Origin of the sequence: Allohoeflea poritis, assembly GCF_027889715.1 — a bacterium.
GTDB lineage: Bacteria > Pseudomonadota > Alphaproteobacteria > Rhizobiales > Rhizobiaceae > Hoeflea_A > Hoeflea_A poritis.
This window is the reverse complement of sequence record NZ_JAPJZH010000004.1, coordinates 275,351-296,282: the sequence shown is the minus strand read 5'-3', so window position 1 is coordinate 296,282 and position 20,932 is coordinate 275,351. Positions and strand designations below refer to the sequence as shown.

15 protein-coding genes are annotated in these 20,932 nt (G+C 61.6%); 7 read left to right on the top strand and 8 right to left on the bottom strand.

From position 1 onward, the window contains the following. Nucleotides 1-9: 9 nt before the first annotated feature. From OOZ53_RS08735 to OOZ53_RS08725, 3 genes are all read right to left on the bottom strand, one after another. Nucleotides 10-3,816 carry a hypothetical protein gene (locus OOZ53_RS08735; protein WP_271089058.1) on the bottom strand — a complete coding sequence of 1,269 codons (3,807 nt, stop codon included), beginning with the start codon at nt 3,814-3,816 and terminating at the stop codon, nt 10-12. A gap of 2 nt (nt 3,817-3,818) precedes the next feature. Continuing rightward, nucleotides 3,819-4,652, bottom strand: coding sequence for a hypothetical protein (locus tag OOZ53_RS08730; protein WP_271089056.1), 834 nt, complete (start codon nt 4,650-4,652; stop codon nt 3,819-3,821). 90 nt (nt 4,653-4,742) lie between these two features. Further along, entirely contained in the window at nt 4,743-6,401 is a 1,659-nt protein-coding gene (locus OOZ53_RS08725) for a S8 family peptidase (protein ID WP_271089055.1), read from the bottom strand. Between the two features lie 228 nt (nt 6,402-6,629). On the opposite strand from OOZ53_RS08725, the gene OOZ53_RS08720 reads away from it, so the two are divergent. From OOZ53_RS08720 to OOZ53_RS08710, 3 genes are all read left to right on the top strand, one after another. Further along, entirely contained in the window at nt 6,630-7,322 is a 693-nt protein-coding gene (locus tag OOZ53_RS08720; RefSeq protein WP_271089054.1) for a Crp/Fnr family transcriptional regulator, read from the top strand. A gap of 737 nt (nt 7,323-8,059) precedes the next feature. Then, nucleotides 8,060-10,267 (top strand): hypothetical protein, encoded by a 2,208-nt coding sequence (locus tag OOZ53_RS08715; RefSeq protein ID WP_271089053.1) that lies wholly within the window; start codon nt 8,060-8,062, stop codon nt 10,265-10,267. Nucleotides 10,268-10,446: 179 nt separating this feature from the next. After that, entirely contained in the window at nt 10,447-11,391 is a 945-nt protein-coding gene (locus OOZ53_RS08710; RefSeq protein WP_271089052.1) for an NAD(P)/FAD-dependent oxidoreductase, read from the top strand. Between the two features lie 27 nt (nt 11,392-11,418). Here OOZ53_RS08710 and OOZ53_RS08705 read toward each other — a convergent pair whose 3' ends face one another. The 3 genes from OOZ53_RS08705 to OOZ53_RS08695 form a co-directional block, all read right to left on the bottom strand. Next, on the bottom strand, nt 11,419-12,735 hold the full coding sequence (locus OOZ53_RS08705; RefSeq protein ID WP_271089051.1) for a TRAP transporter large permease: 1,317 nt from the start codon (nt 12,733-12,735) through the stop codon (nt 11,419-11,421). Continuing rightward, nucleotides 12,728-13,234: a TRAP transporter small permease gene (locus tag OOZ53_RS08700; RefSeq protein ID WP_271089050.1), complete on the bottom strand. Its 507-nt coding sequence runs from the start codon at nt 13,232-13,234 to the stop codon at nt 12,728-12,730. Before OOZ53_RS08700 ends, OOZ53_RS08705 begins: the two co-directional genes overlap by 8 nt. 98 nt (nt 13,235-13,332) lie before the next feature. Then, nucleotides 13,333-14,349, bottom strand: coding sequence for a TRAP transporter substrate-binding protein (locus tag OOZ53_RS08695; RefSeq protein ID WP_271089049.1), 1,017 nt, complete (start codon nt 14,347-14,349; stop codon nt 13,333-13,335). Between the two features lie 478 nt (nt 14,350-14,827). Between OOZ53_RS08695 and OOZ53_RS08690 the strand changes: the two genes are divergently transcribed. Further along, nucleotides 14,828-17,068, top strand: a complete 2,241-nt coding sequence (locus tag OOZ53_RS08690) for an efflux RND transporter permease subunit (protein ID WP_271089048.1) — start codon at nt 14,828-14,830, stop codon at nt 17,066-17,068. Beyond that, nucleotides 17,065-17,562, top strand: a complete 498-nt coding sequence (locus tag OOZ53_RS08685; RefSeq protein ID WP_271089047.1) for a hypothetical protein — start codon at nt 17,065-17,067, stop codon at nt 17,560-17,562. Before OOZ53_RS08690 ends, OOZ53_RS08685 begins: the two co-directional genes overlap by 4 nt. Here OOZ53_RS08685 and OOZ53_RS08680 read toward each other — a convergent pair. Beyond that, a complete protein-coding gene (locus tag OOZ53_RS08680) occupies nt 17,552-18,472 on the bottom strand; it encodes a LysR family transcriptional regulator (RefSeq protein WP_271089046.1) in 921 nt (306 codons plus the stop codon). The genes OOZ53_RS08685 and OOZ53_RS08680 overlap by 11 nt on opposite strands. A gap of 119 nt (nt 18,473-18,591) precedes the next feature. Here OOZ53_RS08680 and OOZ53_RS08675 point away from each other — a divergent pair, with 119 nt between their 5' ends. Together OOZ53_RS08675 and OOZ53_RS08670 are read left to right on the top strand one after the other, a co-directional pair. Then, nucleotides 18,592-19,773, top strand: coding sequence for a cytochrome P450 (locus OOZ53_RS08675; protein ID WP_271089045.1), 1,182 nt, complete (start codon nt 18,592-18,594; stop codon nt 19,771-19,773). A 3-nt stretch (nt 19,774-19,776) separates the two neighbouring features. After that, the gene (locus tag OOZ53_RS08670) at nt 19,777-20,097 is read left to right on the top strand and encodes a 2Fe-2S iron-sulfur cluster-binding protein (protein WP_271089044.1); all 321 of its coding nucleotides are present in this window, start codon (nt 19,777-19,779) and stop codon (nt 20,095-20,097) included. 1 nt (nt 20,098) lies between these two features. Here OOZ53_RS08670 and OOZ53_RS08665 read toward each other — a convergent pair whose 3' ends face one another. Continuing rightward, on the bottom strand, nt 20,099-20,887 hold the full coding sequence (locus OOZ53_RS08665; RefSeq protein ID WP_271089194.1) for a sugar phosphate isomerase/epimerase family protein: 789 nt from the start codon (nt 20,885-20,887) through the stop codon (nt 20,099-20,101). Nucleotides 20,888-20,932 lie beyond the last annotated feature (45 nt).

Here is a 20,932-nt window from a genome sequence, read left to right as displayed (position 1 = left end):
CGTGTCTTACTATCGCGGCCGGAGCTGGTTGAAGCGTCCCCAAAGGCCGGTGGCCGCCTTGGCAATCTCCTGCATTTCGCCTGCCTCGCCCGCGACTTTGCGAAGCCCCTCGAGCCGGCCTGCGGCCAACAGGCACCGCTCCAGTATATAAAGGGCGATGGCATCGCGGCCCCAGCAATGGCGTGCGCCGACCCGCGCATCGACATCTGTGCCGACGGAATTCGTGGCGCTGCCGAACAGCAGATACTTCTCAAGCGACCGTTGCGGATGTTCCTGGACAAACGGATACAGCGAGAAGCGGTACGGGTCATCGAAGACCGACCCGTCCAGATTGGCGGCGGGAATAAGTGCCGCAACCCATTCGCCGGCATCGAGCCGCGCACCGCTTTCCAATTGGGTTCCTTTGACGCAACGGCGCATCAGGAGCTTGAAATTGGGTTGCAGCCTTTCGGACTCATAGATGATTTGGGTCGCCAGCGAATATCCGCATTTATCCGCACCGTCCGGTTCCAGGCCCTGCTTCCTGATCAGATCGAACAGGCTCGGAAGGCTGATCCGGAACGTCAGCAGCGTATCCATGATATTGCCGAAGGTTGACGGTATGGCGGCCATTGTCGAAGCGATCAGCTCGAACAGGATCGCCGCCACATCCGCATGATACTGGGCTCTCGTATAACCCTTGTTGTCGCGCAACATCTGGTCCTCGATGGCGATGAACGCATCGACCAGCGTGCGTGTCCTGGAGGGCCTGGCGGACCATGCGTCCATGATCAGCCGGTTGAGATGGTTGAGCAACTCCGCCCCCGCCTGTTCGGACAGGTGCATCAGCGTCTTGTAGGACAGGACGTTTCCGAAGACGTCGCCAAGCGTCAGGATCGACCAGATCTGCATGGTCGCAAGGCCCGGATCCTGCGGCATCTTGCCCTTTGAAACACTCAGCCAGTCGGGATGAAGATGACCGACATGCTGGCGCGCGAAGGGCAGCGAAATTCCCAGTTCCGTGATCCAGGCCGGTCCCGGCGTCCCGAGCAGATCCTTGAGAACGGCATAGGAGACGTCGCTTGCAAGGTCGCGGACGAGGTCGATCCGGTGGCTGTCTCCGGTTCGCGCCAGCGCCATTTCGATGCGTGTGGAAACGATATCTTCCAGGCGGCCACGGACTCCGGTGCCCGCATTGCCGGCCCGATGGGCAGCATCGAGCGCCTTCCATGCTTCCATCAGGATTGTATAGAGCAGTTTACGGCGTTTCCCGCTGTCCGCCGGGAACTGCGCCGTACCGATCAGCATGTCGTCGCCGCGAAGGACCCGTCGTCCAGCAAGGCTGTAGTGGTCGACCGAGAACCGGCCGTCCCCTTTGTCGTCGACAAGTTTCAGAACATCAGCGACGTCGCCGTGCCTGCCGACAAAACAAACCGGATGGTCCAGGCCGGACGGTTCATGCAGCGTCGTGCCGTCATTATAGGGCGAATCGGTCGGAATATCCGGCAGCTTCGCGCGGATAAGCGAAACCCTCTTGTCCTTTAGGAACCGGCCGACAAAGCCGCGGATACGGGTCTCCGTGAACAGACCCGGCGTTTCCGGATCGCTCATGCTGTGACCCTGCGAGAGCAGTTCCGACGGATCCAGTTCGAACCGGTCGCGCGATGCCATGCCGGCGATCGCTTCCTTGCTCGGCGCAAAGAAATAGTCACCGCCGCGTGTCGTCACGAAACTCGGAATATGCGTGATGGGAACCGCAGCGCCCGATTCGTGGAAACGGTCTTCAAGACCGCCCGAATTGGTGCCGGCGACCGGGCATCGGTCCAGCCCGGCCTGGCCGAGGAACTCGCCGCCATTCATCCAGTCGGCCTGTATGACCTCGAACTGGAGATCGAGGCGTGCGTTCGCTGCGATGAACAACAGCCCGCGCTTCTTGCCGTCTCCGCGCGATCCATCCGCCATGAGCGGACCGCCATAGCCGATGCCGCGCCTTAATATCCTGTGGCGGCGCACGTCGTTGCGTCCGCCGATATCACGCGGATTGGTGCGGCGCACATGCGAGCCGAGCGGGCATCTGTCACCGTTCGGATCGTCCCTGACAAAAAGGAAGTCGTTGATCTTGCGGTCGCTTTCCGGTCCGAGGGGGCGCGGGCTGTCCGGCTGCAGCACAAGCGGCGTTCCGTTGTGCCAACGCCCCATGAATTGCGCCGCCAGCTTGGTCTGCGCCTGCGCGTCGCCGGGACGCTGTTTTTCGAGAAAATCGCGAAATCCTGCGACGTCCTGCTCGAGCTTGCGGAAGACAACGAATGTCGCGCCGTCGCGCAGCACCTTGTTGGCCGGTTGCCTGGCGTAATTGCCGTCCTCGTCGGGAAAGCCCAGATAGATCTCGCCGGGCGCAACCGGAGCCCAGGTTCCGTTGGGTCCGGGCGTGGCGCCGCCTGGCATCGGTTTGCCGAGCTTCATGTCGACAAAGGGCTGGCTGATACCGTCCCGGAAGCCGAAATGCTCTTTGCGGTAGCCGGAGGTGACGGCCCTGCCGTTCTCGACCGAATAGGGATCCTGTCCCAGCTCGATATGGACGATCTCCATGCCGAGGAACCGGAACAGGCCGCCCAGCATCGTGCGCAGCGCCTTTCCGCGCTCGCCGTTTCTGTGGTTGAAATCGTCAATGTCCCGGCGCAGCGCTTCCCAGCTTTCCTCGGGACCCATGTCCCACTTGCCGCCGCCAATGACGTCGCCGACCTGGAAACCGCCGGTGAAGTAGCCATGAACGTTTTTCAGTCCGAGTTCGCCGTCCCAGTTTTCCGGAGCGCTCGCACCGGTATCGCCGAGCCGTTTGGCACGGGCCGCCATGCCTTCCTTGAACACATCCGGGAAGGAACGGAGCGTGTTCGCATCGATATTCAGCTTTTCCAGCCCGGGAAAAGTGAAGGCTATGTTGACGGGAACCGGGTCAAAGACCTGTTTTTTCAATCCCTCGCCGTCGGCGTGAGCGGCGGAACCGGCCTCGGCCCGCTCATTGCGCACCGGCGAGGCGTCCCCGGCCTCTGCCGCTGAATCGCGCGCCAGCTTGGTCTGGCGCAAGAGCTCGTAGGCGCACAGAGCGACAAGCCGGTGCGAAACCACGTTGACGCCCGCCTCGCCCGCGTCTTTGCCGAAAGCGCTCAGGTCGAAGATTCTGGCAACGGCCCTGCGGATCCTGGGATCTCTGCTCTTGAGGAACACCGTCAGCGCCAGGATCACCGCGACGAGGTCGCGTTCATTGCCGAGACCGCGGCTGAATTTCTTCTGAGCCAGCTCGATCGCGCCGAAAATGCCGTTGCCCTTTCTGAGAGCTCCGGCAAACGTGCTCACCAGTTTCATTATCTTCGCGCTGGGCGCCTTGCGCGCATCCAACTGAAGAAAACCATCCAGTTGTTTCAGCAGCTCACCGTGGTCGCCGGTCGAAAGGAGCTTCAGCCAGGCCCTGAATTCGTCGCAGGCAAGGTTTTCGGCCAGCGGATCTTCCGGCAGCGCCGCCGCCTCGGCACCCGGCGCCGCTGCCCCGGGCATTGCTGATCTGGCAAGGTGCGGCGAGGCAAGTTCGCTGCCATAATCGGTTGCTCCGGCCGATCCTCTTTTCGCGGGTTTAGAAGAAAGCACCTCCTTTGCAAGCCTGGCGAAAAGCGCCCGCGAGGTCTCCATCTCGGTCTTGCTGAGAATGCGGAAAAAAACGAACAGCGACCAGTTTCGTGTCTTGCCGTTGGCGAATTTCGACGGCTGGCCGAGATGCGCCTGGATGCGTGCGGCGGTATCGGACCCGGCATGGTCGGGTGCTTGAGCATATGTGTTGGTCATGATCAGGCTCCCTTACCGCTCTTCATGCGATATGTGCCGCCCGGTGTCGGAAAATCGGAGGCATATTGTCCGGTCTCGCGCAGGAACTCGTCGAACAGCTCCTCCATGTTCTCCACCTTGCGGCCCGTCGGCGAGTGCACCTTGTCGACAAAAGCGTCGAAACATCGCTTGAAGTCTTCCAGTTGCTTGATCCGGGCGACCGTTAGGTCGGGATAGGCGCAAAGAAACAGATCGACCGGCACCTGGTAGCGCCGGATCCACTGCCAGAACTTCTCAAAATCCCGCGTCGATGGAAAATCGACGCAATTGACGAAAACATCGTCGAAATCACGCGCGAGAAATTGCGCGATGTCCCTGAAATAGACTTTCAGGTCCCCGTCGAAGGACACGATCGTAAGCAGCCAGGAATGGAATCCGGGCCTGTCGGAAACCGCTGTGTTTCCCCATGCGCCCGCATCGATGATGTTGCCGTCTGTGCCGAGCACGCTGATCTCGAACTCGTCCATGGGCCTCGGGACGTTGAAACTGCCTTGCGGCCCGCCGGTTGAGCCCTTGGCATCGTAATAGTCGACATCGTCCGATCTGGAATTGGTCAGATATTGTTCCGGACGGATAATCATCATCCGGCCGAAATGGATGCTTGAAATCGTGTTGAGCTGATGGGGAATGCCGCGATCCGCACGGGTGGCGATCGATTCAATGACGCGCCGCAGCTTCTCCTCGTAGGTCAGTCTCTCGCCGGGGGCTCGCCCCCGGATGATCGGCGACATCACGGCGATTTCGGTGACGCCGCCCATGGTTGCGGACATCGACCAGTCCAACAGCTCGCGTTCCATAATATCTCCCCTCAAATAATATCAGTCGCCGGGCAAGCAATCTCGCATTTCAACAATAGCCGTATACGGCGGATGCAAACAGGCAATTCCTCATTCGTTCAAAATACCCTGGAAGCTCTCCATCAAAGCTTCCAGCGCCGGGTCTCCGGATCGCCGGACAGCCTGTTCCAGCGCGCCCGAAACGGCAATCCGCCGACCGCCGTCCTGCCGGGTTATGCCGTTCCACTGCGCCCTGACATGCGCCAGCCGCAACGCCAGATTGGCGATTTCCGCGCCGTAGCGCGACCAGTCGAACCTATCGTCTGCGGGCTTGCGCCGTGTCACCTCGAAAACCAGGCGCTGGATATCCGTATGGTCCGCCGTCTCCTGTTCGTGGTCGTGTTGCTCGATCGGGATATCCGCCGGGTTCTGACGCAGCAGAGCCTCGGCATCAATGATACCGGCACCCATGCGACTGCTGTTCCAGCCCGTGGGAACCCGCGCCGTGTGACAAGCCGCCGCCCTGAAGAGCTGCTGAAGCGGCACGCCGCGCCTATGCGCTTCGGCGATAAGGTTGTCCCTGCCGTGCCGGTCAAGCCAGAGGGCCGCTATTCCCGAAACCAGCGCCGCCGAATAGGACGTGCCTTGCCCTTCCGCAACGAACGGCCGGCCACCATCATTCACGTCGTGCTTGGCGCGCCACACCATTTCGGCCGGCGCGGCAAGATCAACCGTCGGCCCGGCGCAGCTGCCGCGCCATTTGCGGTCGTTGACATTCGTTCCGCCGACCGCGATCACGTCGCTGTAGCGGGCCGGGTAGACAGCCAGCCCGATACAGTTCCCCGCAGCCGCGACGACAATGAGATTTGCCTCGACGGCCTTCGCGATGGCCTTCCGCAGCGCTTCGCTGCCGAGCCCGCCCAGGCTCAGGGAGATAATATGGCAACCCGACAGCCGCGCGTGGTTGACTGCCCGCGCGATCGGTGCGGGATTGACGATGCGCACGTCGTGCACACAGCGGATCGGGACCAGATGCGCCCCTGGCGCGGCACCGCTCATCTCATCGGAATTGCGTCCGACGGCGACACTTGCAATGCCGCTCCCATGACCGGCACCGGCCAGTTCCGGATCCAGCGGATCCGTGGGATCGCCGCCGCCCTCCAGGACGTCGGCTGCAAGGTCGAGGCGCAGGCTTTCGGATTCGATCTGATCGTGCCGGGCGATACCCGTATCCGGCTGAGCGATGAAGATTCCCTTGCCCTGATCCGGCGAAAGGTGCCAAGCCGACACGACGCGCGTATTCTCCAGCGCCCACTTCTTGTCCGCGGGCGCCGGCCCGTTGACCCAGCAAAGGCTTCCCGCAACCGCACCGCCTTGGCTTTTCCCGTCCGGCGGCTCGGGAACGGTCATGATGTGCTCGCCGATGCAAGGCTCGCAGGAGATAAGGTCCATCTTGTCGCGCAGTTCATAGGCAATGGAAAAAAGCGCATCGGACGCCCGCCCCGCCGGAACGCCGGGAAACCTCAGGACAACGAAATGGGCCAGTTCGTCGGCGCTGCGCGGAAACAGCGGGTCGAGTGTGAAATCGAGCATATCGAGGATCGCCGCCAATTCCCTGCGCGCGCGGCTCAGATCGGGCTTGACCGCATATTGCAGGACAAATCCGAGTTCATCGGCGGGCAACGCGCTCCGGCACGTTTCACCGGCCGTCGGATTGCGGCTCACCTCCGGCCTGACCAGCAAGTGATTGAGGGTTCTGATCGGCATCATTGCTTGGTTCCGGCTGCCATTCCACCTCACATTCCGTACGCCGATTCTTGCGGTCGGCATCACAAGGGCGAGCTATGGCACAACGCGGGCAGCGCAAATGTGAGATTACCCACATTGAGGCCGATCGGATCGGCGACGTTGCAAACTTGCCACCGGGCGAAAAACTTGCTGCAAGTTCAGGGTAATGGCGCTACTCTTGATCCGGCTTCAGGCCCAAGGGTGGAATTGATGAAATCGGGCGCAAGAAATCTTTTGTATCTCGTCGACTTGCTGGCGGATCTCGATGTGGTTCAGCTTAATGAAATCGGCGAAAACTGCGAGTGGATCCGCGTTTCGAAGGGACAGGAGGTGATCAGCCAGAATCAGCTGACCACCGATGCCTATTTCATTGTCGAAGGAAGCGTCGCCGCAAAGGGCTATTCCATCGAGGGAAAAGAGGTCACCTACGCGGAAATCTCGGCCGGCCAGGTCTTCGGCGAGTTTTCCGCGATCGACCAGCGGCCCCGCTCGGCGGCCGTGGAGGCCCTGGAAGACAGCTATCTCGCCCGCATGGACTCCACCCAGTTCCGCGCCCTGATCGTTGACTACCCGGTGATCGGGCTGAAAATGGCGGAGCTTCTGGTGCGCAAAAACCGCAGCCTGACGGACCGCATGTTCGAATACAGCACGATGGCGGTGCATCAGCGCATCTGCACCGAACTCCTGCGCATGGTCGATGCCGGCAATGCGGACGGCAAGCACCTGATCGAACCGGCGCCGTCTCACTACCAGATCGCCACCAAGCTGAGCACCCACCGCGAGGCGGTCAGCAAGGAACTGGCGCGGCTGTCCAAGCTCGGCATCGTCAGTTCCGGCAGGCGCAAGATCGAAGTCCTGGATCTGGAACGCCTTCGACAGCTGGCGCAATCAGGCATTTATTAAAGTAAAGTCAGTGTATTAGAGCGTATCTGGCTTAGATTGAAGCATTTGACCGAGGCGATTTTGGTCGCTGGCTAGGCGGATTGCGCGCCGTGGTGCCAGCCCACCACAAGCGCGGACCAACGACGCCAGGGGCCAAAATCGCCCGGCCCGGTCATCTCTGAATTTCAACACGATAGACTTCGCCAGGGTGGGGAAAATCGACCCATCGGACGTCGTTGCGCCGCTTGCCCGATGCCCTGCATCGCGCTGCGCGACGCGCCTAGCCGAGTGAACCGATTTTCCGCCATCAAATGCTTCAATCTAAACCAGATACGCTCTAAGCCGGCGCGGCGGCGGTATTTCACTGCATTGTGGGATTCGCCACATCCGTTGCGATCCCGTTCGGCCAATCTCGTCGCGCATCGTGATGGGGGGACTTCGGACCGCGATGACAGCACTCTTGCGGGCCCAAACGCAAGACAGCGGCAGCGGTCGGAAGACCTGATGCGCAAGCCGGGTTTTTGACCACCCTGCACCCGGCCGGAGCAGGTCAGGCCCCCGCCTTGGTCGACTCCCAAGCCCTCTGTCCGCGCGATACTCCAGTCTTGCGCGGACGGAGGCCGCTTGGCGTTAATGCAGAAATACAAAATACATAATCGGCTAATACTAATTCAGCACAAAAGTAACAACAGATCATAATTGCGCTATAGTTCGTGCAAATGGTGTCGAACGAGACCTTTTAACGAAGGAGAGTATCGATGAATCGCGTCACCGCATCGTCCTTCCTGCGCATCGCTCTGGCCTCTGCACTGTCCTTCAGTTGGACCGCGCACGGCTTTGCCCAGTCAGCCTCCTCGGGCACCGAACAGCAGCAGCAATCCACTGCCGAATGGCCGCGCAGCTTTGAGTCGCCGGCAGGCGCGACGATAACCCTGCACCAGCCGCAGGTCACCGAATGGACGGGGTTTTCCAAGCTCACGGCGCTCATCGCCAGCGAATACAGCCCCAAGGGCGGCAGCGATCCGGCCTATGGTGTCATCGAGGTCACCGCCGACACGGCGGCGGACCGGGAGGCGGACGAGGTCACGCTGTCGAACATCGAGGTCGCCAACATCAACTTTTCGACCCTTGGTCGCGAACAGCTGGCCGACACGTCGCTTGAGATCGGCAAGTTGCTGCCGACCGCTCCGATCACCGTCTCCCTGACCCGCCTGACCGCCAGCCTCGACAATTACGAGCAACTGCAGGACGCCAAGGGCTTCGGCGCCGACGCGCCAGCGATCTTCGTTTCCGAAAAGCCGGCCATCCTGCTGCAGACCAACGGCAAGCCGACGACGGCGCCGGTCAAGGGCGCCGACGGGCTGGAATTCGTCGTCAACACGAACTGGGACCTGCTGGCAACCGGCGATCCGGCAACTTACTATCTGCGCATCGAAAATTCCTGGGTCTCGGCCGCCAGGATCGAGGGGCCGTGGACCGCGGTCAGCGAACTGCCGGCGATCTTCGGCAAGCTGCCGGATGACGACAACTGGAAGGAAGCGCGCGCCGCCATACCGCCGCAAGCTTCGAAAGACGGCGTTCCGGTGGTCTATTACAGTGACAAGCCGGCCGAGCTTGTGGTCATTGACGGACAGCCGCAATTGCAGCCGGTCGAGAACACCGATCTGCAATGGGTCGCCAACGCCAATTCCGACCTGTTCTTCGATTCGGCGAACAACACCTGGTACTTCCTTGCCTCCGGACGCTGGTTCAGCGCCACGGACCTGAAGGGGCCCTGGGCCTTTGCGTCGGAAAACCTGCCGGACGATTTCCGCAATATTCCGGACGGTCAGCCCTATTCGATCGTGCGCGCCTCGGTGCCCGGAACATCGGAGAGCGAAGAGGCGCGACTGCAGGCATCCATCCCGACCACGGCACGCGTCAGCCGCACGGGCGTCTCCGTGGATGTCACCTATTTCGGCGATCCGAAATTCGAACGCATCACCGGAACCGACATGGCCTACGCGGTCAACACCAATTTCACGGTCATCCGGGTCGGCGGCAAATATTTCGTCCTTTACAACGGCGTCTGGTTCGTCGGCGATACGCCGACCGGCCCGTTCGCGGTCGCCGATACGGTTCCGGACGACATCTATTCCATTCCCCCGTCCTCGCCGGTCTACAATGTGACCTATGTGCGGGTCTACGAGACCACGCCCGAATATGTCGTCTACGGCTACACATCCGGCTATCTGTGGGCGTTCCTGGCATGGGGCACGCTGATCTACGGCACCGGCTGGTACTATCCGCCCTACTGGGTCTATCGCCCCGGCTATCCGCCGATCTACCGGCCGTGGCGGGTAACCTACGGCTCGGGAACCTACTACCTTCCGGGACGCGGCACCTTCACCGCCCATTATGGCCGGGCCTACGGCCCCTATGGCGGCATTGCCGCCGGCGGCATCTACAACCAGAACACCGGCGCCTATATCCGCGGCGGCCGAGCCTGGGGCCCCTACAACAATGCCGGTTTCGTCTCCGTGCGCGGACCGGCCGGCAACCGCTACTGGGTCGCCGACGTCAACGGAAACATCTACAAATCCTGGGATCGGGGCGTGACGACGACAAACCGGTGGTCACGCGACAACGTCAAGACCAACGCGCAAAACCGCTGGCAGAAGCGCGACACGAGCGCCATTTCCGACGCCCGCAAAAACGACCTGATCGCCAATCGCGACGGCAACGTCTTCCGCAAGGAGAACGGTGAGTGGAAGCAGCACGAAAAGGGCCAGTGGAAATCCATCCGTTCCCGCGAAACCGGAACCAACCGGACGCAGCGGGTGGAGGAACTTCGCCAGTCGCTTGACCGCCAGCGCGCCTCGCGCGATCGCGGCATCCAGCGCGTGGAAAGCCGGCGTCAGGTGGAAAGGGGCGGCCGCAGCGAATTGCAGCGCCCGACGACCCGGCGCTTCCAGCGTCGCAGGTAATCAGCTGTTGACCGGATCGGTCCGCCATATTCGGGCCGATCCGGCGGCCGAATGAGGCCTTTAAGCACCGTTTAGTCCCGCAATCCCCGTTATCCACAGGCGGGCCGCACTTTGTGCGTTCTCAATGCTATCCTAGTTTCGAATCACGCACCTGCAATGACGTCAAGGAGGTCCTCACCATGACGGAATACGAGGTTGCGATCATCGGTGGCGGACCGGCGGGTCTGGCGGCGGCTTTGACATTGTCGCGATCGATGATGCGCACCATAGTCTTTGATTCGCCCATTCCTGCCAGGAATGCGGCATCGCCGCATGTCGGCGCCTTTCCGTCCATGGATCTGGCGAAGCCCGAGGATGTTCGAGAGAGCATCGCAGCCAACATCCGGCCCTATGGCTACGCGGATCTGAAATCGGCCGAGATTGCCAAGGTCGTCGAGGAAGACGAAGGATTTGTGCTCTCGACCCAGGGCGGCTCGTCCTATCGCGCCAGGCGCCTGCTGATGACGACCGGAATGGTGGACCTTTATCCCAACATCGAGGGCCTGAAGAATTTTTGGGGCGCCTCGGTGATCAATTGCCCGTTCTGCCAGGGCTACGAGGTTCGCAATCAGTCCTGGGGCATTTACGTGCATCGGCCGGAAATTCTCGCCGCCGCCGAAATCTACCGCAACTGGACCGATGACCTTGTCATGTTCATCGAACCGGGGATCGATGTCCCGCCGGAACGCGCCGAGGCCATCGAGGCGCTTGGCATCCGGCTCATTCCCGGCCGGATCGAGACGCTCGAGGGAGACGGCGAAAAACTGACACATGTCGTGCTGCGCTCCGGCCGGCGCGTCCCGCGCGATATCCTGCTTGTCTGGCCCCACCAGACCCAGGGTGAGCTGGTGAAGTCGCTCGACCTGCCGATCAGCGACGACGGATATGTCAAGATCGACGAATGCTACCGCACCGGGCGCCGCGGCATCTTCGCCGCCGGCGATTTGACCTATGGCGGGCATCAGAACACCAACACGGCAATCCATATGGGCAATATGGCCGCCGCCTGGCTGGTCTTCGACCTGTGCCAGGCACGTGCCCGCGAAGAGATCTATCCGGAAGACCGGATCGTGGCGGCGCAATAGGCCCGATCCGGCCACACAGCGTGGTGTTCAGCCCATCTGGCTTGGAAGATACAGCGCCAGCGCCGGAATCCCCACCAGCAGCGCCAGTCGGAAGATATCGGCAACCCAGAAGGGCGTCACACCCCTGAAGATGGTGCTCGTCGGAACATCGCCGACCACGCCCTTGAGCACGAACACATTCATGCCCACGGGCGGCGTGATCAGGCTGATCTCCGTCACCACCACGACGACAACGCCGAACCAGACCGGATCGAAGCCGAGATCGCGGACCAGCGGAAAGAAGATCGGCACGGTCAGCAGCAGCATGGACAGGCTTTCGAAGATACAGCCAAGGCCGATATAGATCAGCAGGATCAGCACCATCACCACCCAGGGCGAGACGGAATAGGCGGTGACCGCGCCCAGCAGCGCCTCCGGCAATCCGGCAATGTTGACGAAATTGGAGAAGATCCAGGCGCCAATCAGAACGCTGAACAGCGAAGCGGTGGTAAAGGCGGTTTCCCTCAGCACCTCCAGCGTGTCGCGGAAGCTCAGATTGCGCCGCGACAGGGCAATCAGGAAAGCCCCCGCCGCGCCCATGCCGGCAGCCTCCGTCGGGGAGAACGCAAGGTAGATGGGCCAGAAATCGAGCGCGCCGTAGAGCCCGCCGATAACCAGGAAGAACAGCAGCAGGACGGCCCAGACGCCGTTGAGCGCCCGCAACCGGTCGCGCCAGACGGTGCGCTGGCCGGCCGGACCGGCATCGGGGTTGCGGGTCACGGTGAAGGCCACCGCACAAAGGTAGAAGAGGATACCGAGCATTCCGGGAATGATGCCGGCGATAAAAAGCTTGCCGATCGAGGTTTCCGTCAGCAGGCCGTAAATGACGAGAATGACCGATGGCGGGATCAGGATGCCGAGCGTGCCGCCGGCGGCGATCGACGCCGTCGACAGGCTGTCCGCATAGCCGTATTTGCGCATTTGCGGCATGGCCACTTTGGACATGGTCGCCGCCGTGGCCAGGGACGAACCGCAGACGGCCGCAAACCCGCCGCAGGCGACAATGGTCGCCATGGCGAGGCCGCCGCGCAGATGGCCCAGGAAAGCGTAGGACACCTGGTAGAGTTCGCGGCTGATGCCGCCCTTGTTGACGAACAGCCCCATCAGGATGAACAGCGGCACGACGCTGAGACCATAGTCCTGGCTCGCATCGATGATCAGCCGCGCCACCATCGAGATCGCACCGCGATAGCTGGTCTCCATCATGTAACCGATCATGCCGACCAGCCCCATCGCAAAGGCAATGGGAATACGCAGCAGCACCAGGACGAGGACAGCCGCAAATCCGATACCGGCCTCAAGCATCGCCATCTTCCAGAAGTTTCGGCGCAAACAGGATCAGGGCGCCGCGCACGATCAGCACAAGGGCCGTCAGATAGGTCATGATGGCGATAAACCAGCCTATATAGAACTGCGGAATGTTGAGATATTCGGTGAGATCGCCGTAAGAGCGGGCTCTTTCGGCAAGCACCAGGACCCGCTCGGCGGGCAGGATGAGCATGGCACCGCAGGCGAGCGATATGGCGGCATCGCGCATGCGTTCCACGAATGCGCTCATATAGAAAGGGTCCATGAGGTCGACGACAATATGCCCGTCCCGGACGGACAGCACGGGAAGCACGGAGAAGACGACGATTGCCATCAGCATCCGTGTCAGTTCGGTCGCCGCCTCGATGGGCGCATTGAGCGCCGAACGCAGGACGACGTCCGCGAAGGTCATGATCATCAATGTGAAGAGAGCGGCACAGGCCAAAAGCACCGGCAGTTGCGTAGCCCGCCTTGCCCAGCGCACGGTTTTGCTCATGCTGATTTCCCCGAACGGCCCCTCGCTGATCGCGGACGGCGCGGCCCCTGGCCGCGCCGACGCTTGCTGATGAACGGCATTCTGCCGGTGAACCGGCGCTAGTTGGCCGACATCTCCTTCTGGATCATCTCATGGGCGGCCTTGGCATCGACGCCCTTGTCGGAGAGCTCGGAAAGCACGCTGGTCGTTACCTTGTCGATGATCGGCTGGTAGGCAGCGACATCCGCATCCGATGCGACACTGATGCTGTTGTCTTCCGAAGACTTGGTCACAGCGATACCCTCGCTGTCGATCTGGTCCCAGGCCTTGCCGAGCATGCGGCTGGCAACCTCGCCGAAGACTTCACTCTCCAAGACCGCCTTGACGTCGTCCGGGAGCTTGTCGAAGGCCTCCTGGTTCATGATCATCGCAAAGGAACCCCGGTAAAAACCGCCAGGCATTTCGTAGACATTCTTCGCCACCTCGGTGAGCTTGAAGCCCTTGCGCGATTCCATCGGCATGGCCACCGCGTCGGCAGCACCCGACGCCAGTGTCTCATAGACCTTGGGCGCCGGAACCCGGATGCCCACCAGGCCGAGTTCAGCGCCGACGTCGCCGGCCACGCCACCGCCAATGCGGGTCTTCAGACCGTCGAGATCGGCCAGCGAGCCGATTTTCTCATTGGTATGCATCTGCCCCGGCCCGTGCGTGTGCAGCGCAAGCAGCTTGACGCCCTTGTGCTCATCGAGTTTCGCCAGATGCTCTTCGTGCACCCGCCAATAGGCGACTGAGGCCTGTTCGGCATTGCCCTCATAGCCGGGCAGTTCGATCAGCTTGGTGCCGACAAAACGACCGGGCTGATAGCCGTGGAAGATGACCGTCAAATCGGCGGCTCCGTCGAGGACAAGGTCCATCATGGCCGGCGGCGGCGCCAGGCCGTATTTGATTTCGGCGGTCACCTTGCCGTCCGAGGCTTCTTCCATCATCTTGACCATGTTCGGCCACATGATCGAATTGAGCCCGTGCGTCGGCGGTGCCCATCCGGCGATGGTGAAATTGTAATCCGCTGCTAGTGCACCGGCTGTCGCGCTGACGAAAATTGCCGCGGACGCGGCAAGCTTGAAAAGTCTGTTCACCTGTATCCTCCCTTTCGCGGACCCGGCGCTTTCTGCCCGCGGATCCGCACAACACACCCTCTTTTTGAGGGCCTTGTTGTTACGCTAAACCAAATAAAGCCCCAAGAACAACCACCATTGCTACTTGCTGTCGCCACAAGGTGGCAAAGACCCTCCCGGTCCTGTCCGCCAAACGGACAATTTGCAATGACTTCGCCCATGGCTTGGAATTGGTGCGGTCCGCACCGCTGACTTGTCAACCGGATGGGTTTGATGTGACCCATCGAATTATTCGATAACTTCTCTCTCACCCACAATTGAACTTGGAATGCCGGTTTTTATTTGTCCGGACTTTCCGTCGGACAAACAGTGTGCCAATAGTTTCCGTGGGCAGCTTTGATGACTGCCGCGATATGCGGTAGGGGTTTGACAAGGATAACAAGCATATGAGCGGCATCGCCGACTCGGGGGAAACAACCCGGATTTCACCGGACATCGCATGACGGAGGAGATTTCCGGAATACAGCGCAGGGCGATATCCGGCTTCGGGCTGGATTATCCGGGCCTGTTCGCGGTGCGCTGGCCAGTCCTGTCGGCCATTTTCCTGTTCGTGGCCATGGCGGTCACCGTCGCCTCGATGAACCACATCAGGTTCGACGACGACATCGAGCGCAGCATGTCGTCGGACAGCGTCCATGCCAATAATTACAGGCAGTTCGAACAGACGATGGGCGCCAGGACGACGGACTTCATTGTCCTGATATCGGCCGAAAGCGACTTCTTGCCGGAAGACCTCAATCAGATTCGCGAGATGACCCTCGATCTTGCGTTGATGGATGATGTGCTGACCGTGCTGTCGCCCTTTTCTGCGCGGTTTTCAAGAACGCATGACCGCTATCCCGGCGAACCCGTCTTTCCCGATGACATTACCGAAAACACGCTGACAGACCGGCTGCAGGCCTACCGCTCGGGAGCCGCCAACCAGCCATCGATGCTTGGCGATGACAACCGGACCATCCTGATCTCCGTCTCGGTGGACCCGGCGGTCGATCGGGCCGGTCAGCGCCGGATGTATGCCGACATCCGCGATGTGGTCGACGACTATGTCGACGACCGTTTCACCCATGCGGTGACCGGAGAGGACGCGATTGCCTTTGAAATCGTCGGCGGCATGAGAAGCGATCTGATCACCTTGAATGCGATCGGCTGCCTGTTCGCGCTCATCATCGCGTTTTTTGTCTTCGGCAACCTCATCATCGCGCTGACGGCAATCGTGCCGGCGATCTTCGGCGCCATGTCCTCGATCGCCCTGTTTCCATTGCTTGGCCTGCCGGTGACGGTGATGAGCAACACCATACCGGTGCTCGTCCTTGTCCTCGGGCTGGCCGACAGCATTCACCTGGTGATGCATTATCTGAAGACATCGGCCAAACTGCCGGCCAAGGAGCGAACGGCGATCAGCGTGCGTGATATCGGTCCGGCCTGCGGCCTGACGGCGGTGACGACGGCCATCGCCTTCGCCGCCGTTGCGGCCGTTGACAACGTGCCGCTGCGCGAGTTCGCCCTGATCGGCGCCCTCGGCGTCCTGGTTTCCTATGTCATCGTCATCATGACATTTGCGGTCATGGCCCCGGTGGCCATCCGCCACAAGAGCCGCAGCGGGAAATCGGAATGGCTGCGGGTTCCCTCGTTCTTCGGTCACCTGGTCTTTTCGCGCAGCCGGCTGGTTGTGACGGTCAGCGCGGTCATTGCCGTGGCCAGCATCTGGGGATTTTCGCGCACCGAGCCCTGGTATCACTTTGACGGCTATCTGCCGGCGGACAGCGAAATCCGGCAAGCGAACGCGCATATCAACGAGACCTTTGGCGGCTTCTTCCCGATCTGGCACGAGATGACCCTTGCGGGCGAAGAAGATGAGCAGAATGACTGGGCGCGCCTGACCGCGCTCAACGATGCGGTTGCCTCGGCGGCGCCCGAATACGCCATCGTATCGCTGGTCACCATCGCAAGGTGGATCGGCGAGCCGGAAACCATGCCGCAACGGGAGGACCTGAGCGAGCTTCCGGACAATATACTGACCCAACTCCTGTCGCCTGACGGAAAGACGGCGCGCGTCGTCACCTTTGCGCCGGAACCGATGGCCAGCCGGCAGACGCTTGAGACCCATGACCGTATCGAGCGCACCGCGCGCGAGGCCGGCGCCGTTCGCACTGTCGGGTTCCCGGTAATCCTGCGGCATGAACCGGTTGTCGTTATCGGCCAGCTCGGCCTCAGCCTCGTCGCCGCCTGCATTATCGCGATCCTTGTCGTCGCCGCCGCATTTCGCTGGCCGGCGCTGTTCCTTGTGCTGATCATACCCAACACGCTGCCGCTCTTCGTTACGGCATCCGCACTGCATCTGCTCACCGGCGGCCTGCTCAACCCGACCGCCATGATGGCGCTGACCATCGCCTTCGGTATTGCGATCGACGACTGTATCCACTTCATCAACCGGTACCGGCTCGAGCGGCTCAACGGTCACTCGGTCGATGAAGCCATCCAGTTTGCCATCAACCGCACGGGGCGGGTGATGATTGCGACGACACTGCTGATCTCCGGCGGCCTGCTCGTCACGCTGCTCAGCCCCTTCATCATGGTGCGTTTGTTTGGCATTATGCTGATCCTGACCTTTGTTACGGCGCTTCTTGCCGACCTGCTGCTCCTGCCGGTCCTCATGCGCCTGAAATGGATGCGTTCATGAAGAAATCACTGGCCGTTCTGCTTGTCTGCCTGGCCCCGCTTGATGCGGCCTGGGCGGTCGATTCGCTGGAAGTCCTGTCAGGCAAGTGGACGGGCTCGGGATGGGCGCGCCAGGCTGCCGGTTCCGAACGGGAATCGGTGCGCTGCAGGGTGACCGGCACCTACCGCAAGGACATCGACCGCCTGACGCTGTCCGGCAAATGCGCATCGCCCGGCAGGACCGGCCGCATTGACGGTTTTGTCGAGCCGCTGGACAGGCCCGGCCGCTTCACCGGCCGCTGGTCGAATCCTTTCGGCGCCGGCAGCACCATGGTCAACGGCGTCAGCCGCGACAACACGATCACCTTCCGCTACAGCGTGCGCGATCCCAAAACGGAAGAAAAGTCGAACGGCATCATGCTGTGGACCATTTCGCCCGACCGGTTCGTCATCGCATCGGCGGATGCGGACACCGCGCCTCCGGCGACACTCAGCGAAATCGAGTTCAGCCGTTAGCCGGCGAAAGACTGTCGTCGGCCGCATCGACGACAAGCTCGCGGATCCATTTCTGCATGGCCGACCGATGGGTACGCACGGTCCAGAACATATCGACCTCCAGCGATACTTTGAAAGGCAGGGCACGGCGGACAATCCGGTCGGAGAATTTCTCGGCCAGCCGGTTCGGCACCGTGGCAATCAGATCGGTTCCCGCAATGCAGTTCTCGAGATCGCCATATTCGGTGAGCTCGAACACCTTGTCGATCGTTCCGCCCCGCGCTTCGAGCGCGTCGAGATAGAATGGCCGCCAGTTGCCCATATAGGTCACCACCACATGTTTGGCCGACTGATAGGCCGCGAAGTCGAACGGGTCGGATAGCAGCGGATTGCCGCGGTCCATGATGCAGACATAGTGGTCCATGCCGATCTTGCGCTTGAAGAGCTGCTCGCCGGAGATCTGCACCGGTCCCAGCAATATGTCGCACTCACCGCGTTTGAGCTGCTCCTCGCCCACGGCGGATGAGCTCAGCACCCGCAAATGTATCCCCGGAGAAAGCGAACGCATTCGGCCGATCAGCTTCGGCAGGACGATGACGCGCTCCCAATGATTGCATGAAATGGTGACCGAACCCCGGGCCGTCGCCGGATCGAAGGTCGGACGCCGCGCCACGCCCTGGAACTCCTCGAGGAACCGTGCCGCATGCTCGACGATGACGCGGCACCGATCCGTCGCGGCGACACCGTTTCCCTCGCGTACGAAAAGCGGATCGTCGAATACTTCGCGCAGCCGCCCGATCGTATAGCTGACCGTCGACTGGTTCTGTCCAAGCCGTTGCGCCGCCTTTGAAAAAGAGCCGAAATCGTGGACATATTGCAATGTCCGAAGCGCCGCGAAATCGACCTTGAGGATGTCCTGACCGTCTGTCACCTGCGTCTCTCGAAAACTGATATCGAATTTTTCGATAGATTAGATTGAGGTCATTTGATTGACAAGTAACCCGGCTCGGACATCCTAGGCGTGATCGCACCAACCTGCTGGAGTGACGCATGGCCTCACCTGTTCCCGTCATGGACGATATTTCCCTCGCCGCGCTGACGGCGGATCCCTATCCGAGCTTCCGCCGCATGCGCGAAGCCGCTTCGGCGGTCTGGGTCAGCGATGCGCGCATCAATCTCGTCACCCGTTTCGAAGACATCATGACCATCGAGCGCGATCATAAACGCTTTGCCTCGACCAATCCCGGCTCGCTGATGAACAAGGTCATGGGCCATTCCCTGATGCGCAAGGACGACGAGGACCACCAGGTGGAGCGCAAGGCGATCGAGCCGTCATTCCGGCCGGGTGTCGTCAAAAACCAATGGACCCCGGTGTTCGACGGGATCGCCGAGCGGCTGATCGACGGCTTCGCGAATGGCGGCGAAACGGACCTGTTCGGCAGCTTCGCCGCGCCGATGGCCTCCCTGTGCCTTGCTGAGATGATCGGTTTCAAGGATGTTTCCTGGCAGGATCTCGCCGCCTGGTCGCAGGCCCTGATGGATGGCGTCAGCAACTATGGAACCGAGCCGGACACGGCACAGAGGGCCGCCGCGGCATCGCAGGCCGTGAACGCGGCGATCGATGCCGTGCTCGACCATCACCGTAACCGGCCGGGCCCGACGATCCTGTCTTCGATGCTGCATGCGGAGCATCCGCACTCGGTGGAGCAGATCCGCGCCAATATCAAGGTGATTATCGGCGGTGGCCTGAACGAGCCGCGCGATTCGATCCTCACCACCGTCTACGGGCTCCTGCTCAACCCGGACCAGCGCGCCCGCGTCACGGCCGATCCGAAACTGTACCGCACCGCTTTCGAGGAGGCGGTTCGGTGGGTCTCGCCCATCGGCATGTATCCCCGGCGGGTCACGCGCGACACCGTGCTGGGCGACACACAGCTCAAGCAAGGCGATCAGCTCGGCATCTGCGTCGGCGCTGCCAATCGCGACGAGACGCGTTTTTCCGATCCGGATGCCTACGACGTTTTCCGCGACCGCCACGCGCATCTCGGTTTCGGCGCCGGACCGCATTTCTGCGCCGGCACATGGGTCGCGCGGCAGATGGTCGGCGAGATCGCCGTTCCGAAGCTGTTCAACCGTTTGACGAAACTGCGGCTTGACGAAGACCGGCCGGCAATCATGAAGGGCTGGGTCTTTCGCGGACCCGTATCCCTGCCGGTTCGCTGGGAGGTCTGAAAGTTGGTCAAGATCACCTTCATCCAGCCGGACGGCAGCAGCCGCGAGATCGAGGCGGAGCCCGGGACATCGGTCATGGAGACAGCGCTCGCCAACAATGTCGACGGCATTACCGCCGAATGCAACGGTTCGGCGGCCTGCGCCACCTGCCACGCCTATTTCGAGGAAGACAGGCTGAACAGCCTCGACGCCATGGCCGAGCACGAGAACGACATGCTCGATTTTGCCGCCTGCGAGCGCAGGTCCGGCAGCCGCCTGAGCTGCCAGATCAAGGTGACGGAAGCGCTGGACGGCATCACCGTGACGCTTCCCGAAATGCAGTAGGCTATTGCGCCAGGCCCTCGGCCTCGAGCCGCGCGACGCAGGCGGGAATCTGCGCGTGATATTTGCCGAACACCTCGATGACGAGCCGCGGATTGTCGGCATAGTCGCGCAGCGCCTCGAAAATGGCCGGCCATAAAATGGTGCCGGCGCCGGGCAGCCAGTGGCGGTCGGCGCAGCCATCCGCATCCTGAAGATGGACATGGGCGAGGTTCTTGCCCGCCGCCTTGACGAAATAGTCGACCGGCGGCGCGCCCGTGGCCTTGTGCGCCCACTGGGCGTGGCCGGTGTCGATCGACACGCGCACCATGTGGCTGTCGAAGGATTCGGCAAGCCGCACCCGCTCGCGCGGATCGACATCCTGGATGTTCTCGATCACCAGTTCGCAACCGATGTCCTCGGCCCGCTTGACGACCGGCGCCAGGTTGGTGTGGCACGCCTCGAACAGATGATCCTTCAGCCAGGTACCATTGTCGAAATTATCGTGGTGCCAATGGGTGAACGGGCTGTGCACGACCATATGGGTGGCGCCCAGCGCCTCGCAGATGCCAAGGCCCTGCAGGAAGCGCTTCTGGGCGATCGCCTGGACCTGCGGATCGACGGTGCTCATGTCGAAGCCGAAAAACGGGCCGTGGATGCCGATCCGGCCCCGGTAGCCGTCGAGAAGCGAACCGTAGCGCCCGACGATCGCCTGCCAGTCGCCATCCAGGACATTCGGCTGGACGAAGTCCTGCAATTCCAGATCCCGGTCCTTGTCGAAAAGCCAGTCACGCAGTTTCTCGACGCTTTCCATGGGCAGGGCCGCGCCGATTACGGGCGGATTGTCGTTTGTCTGGTC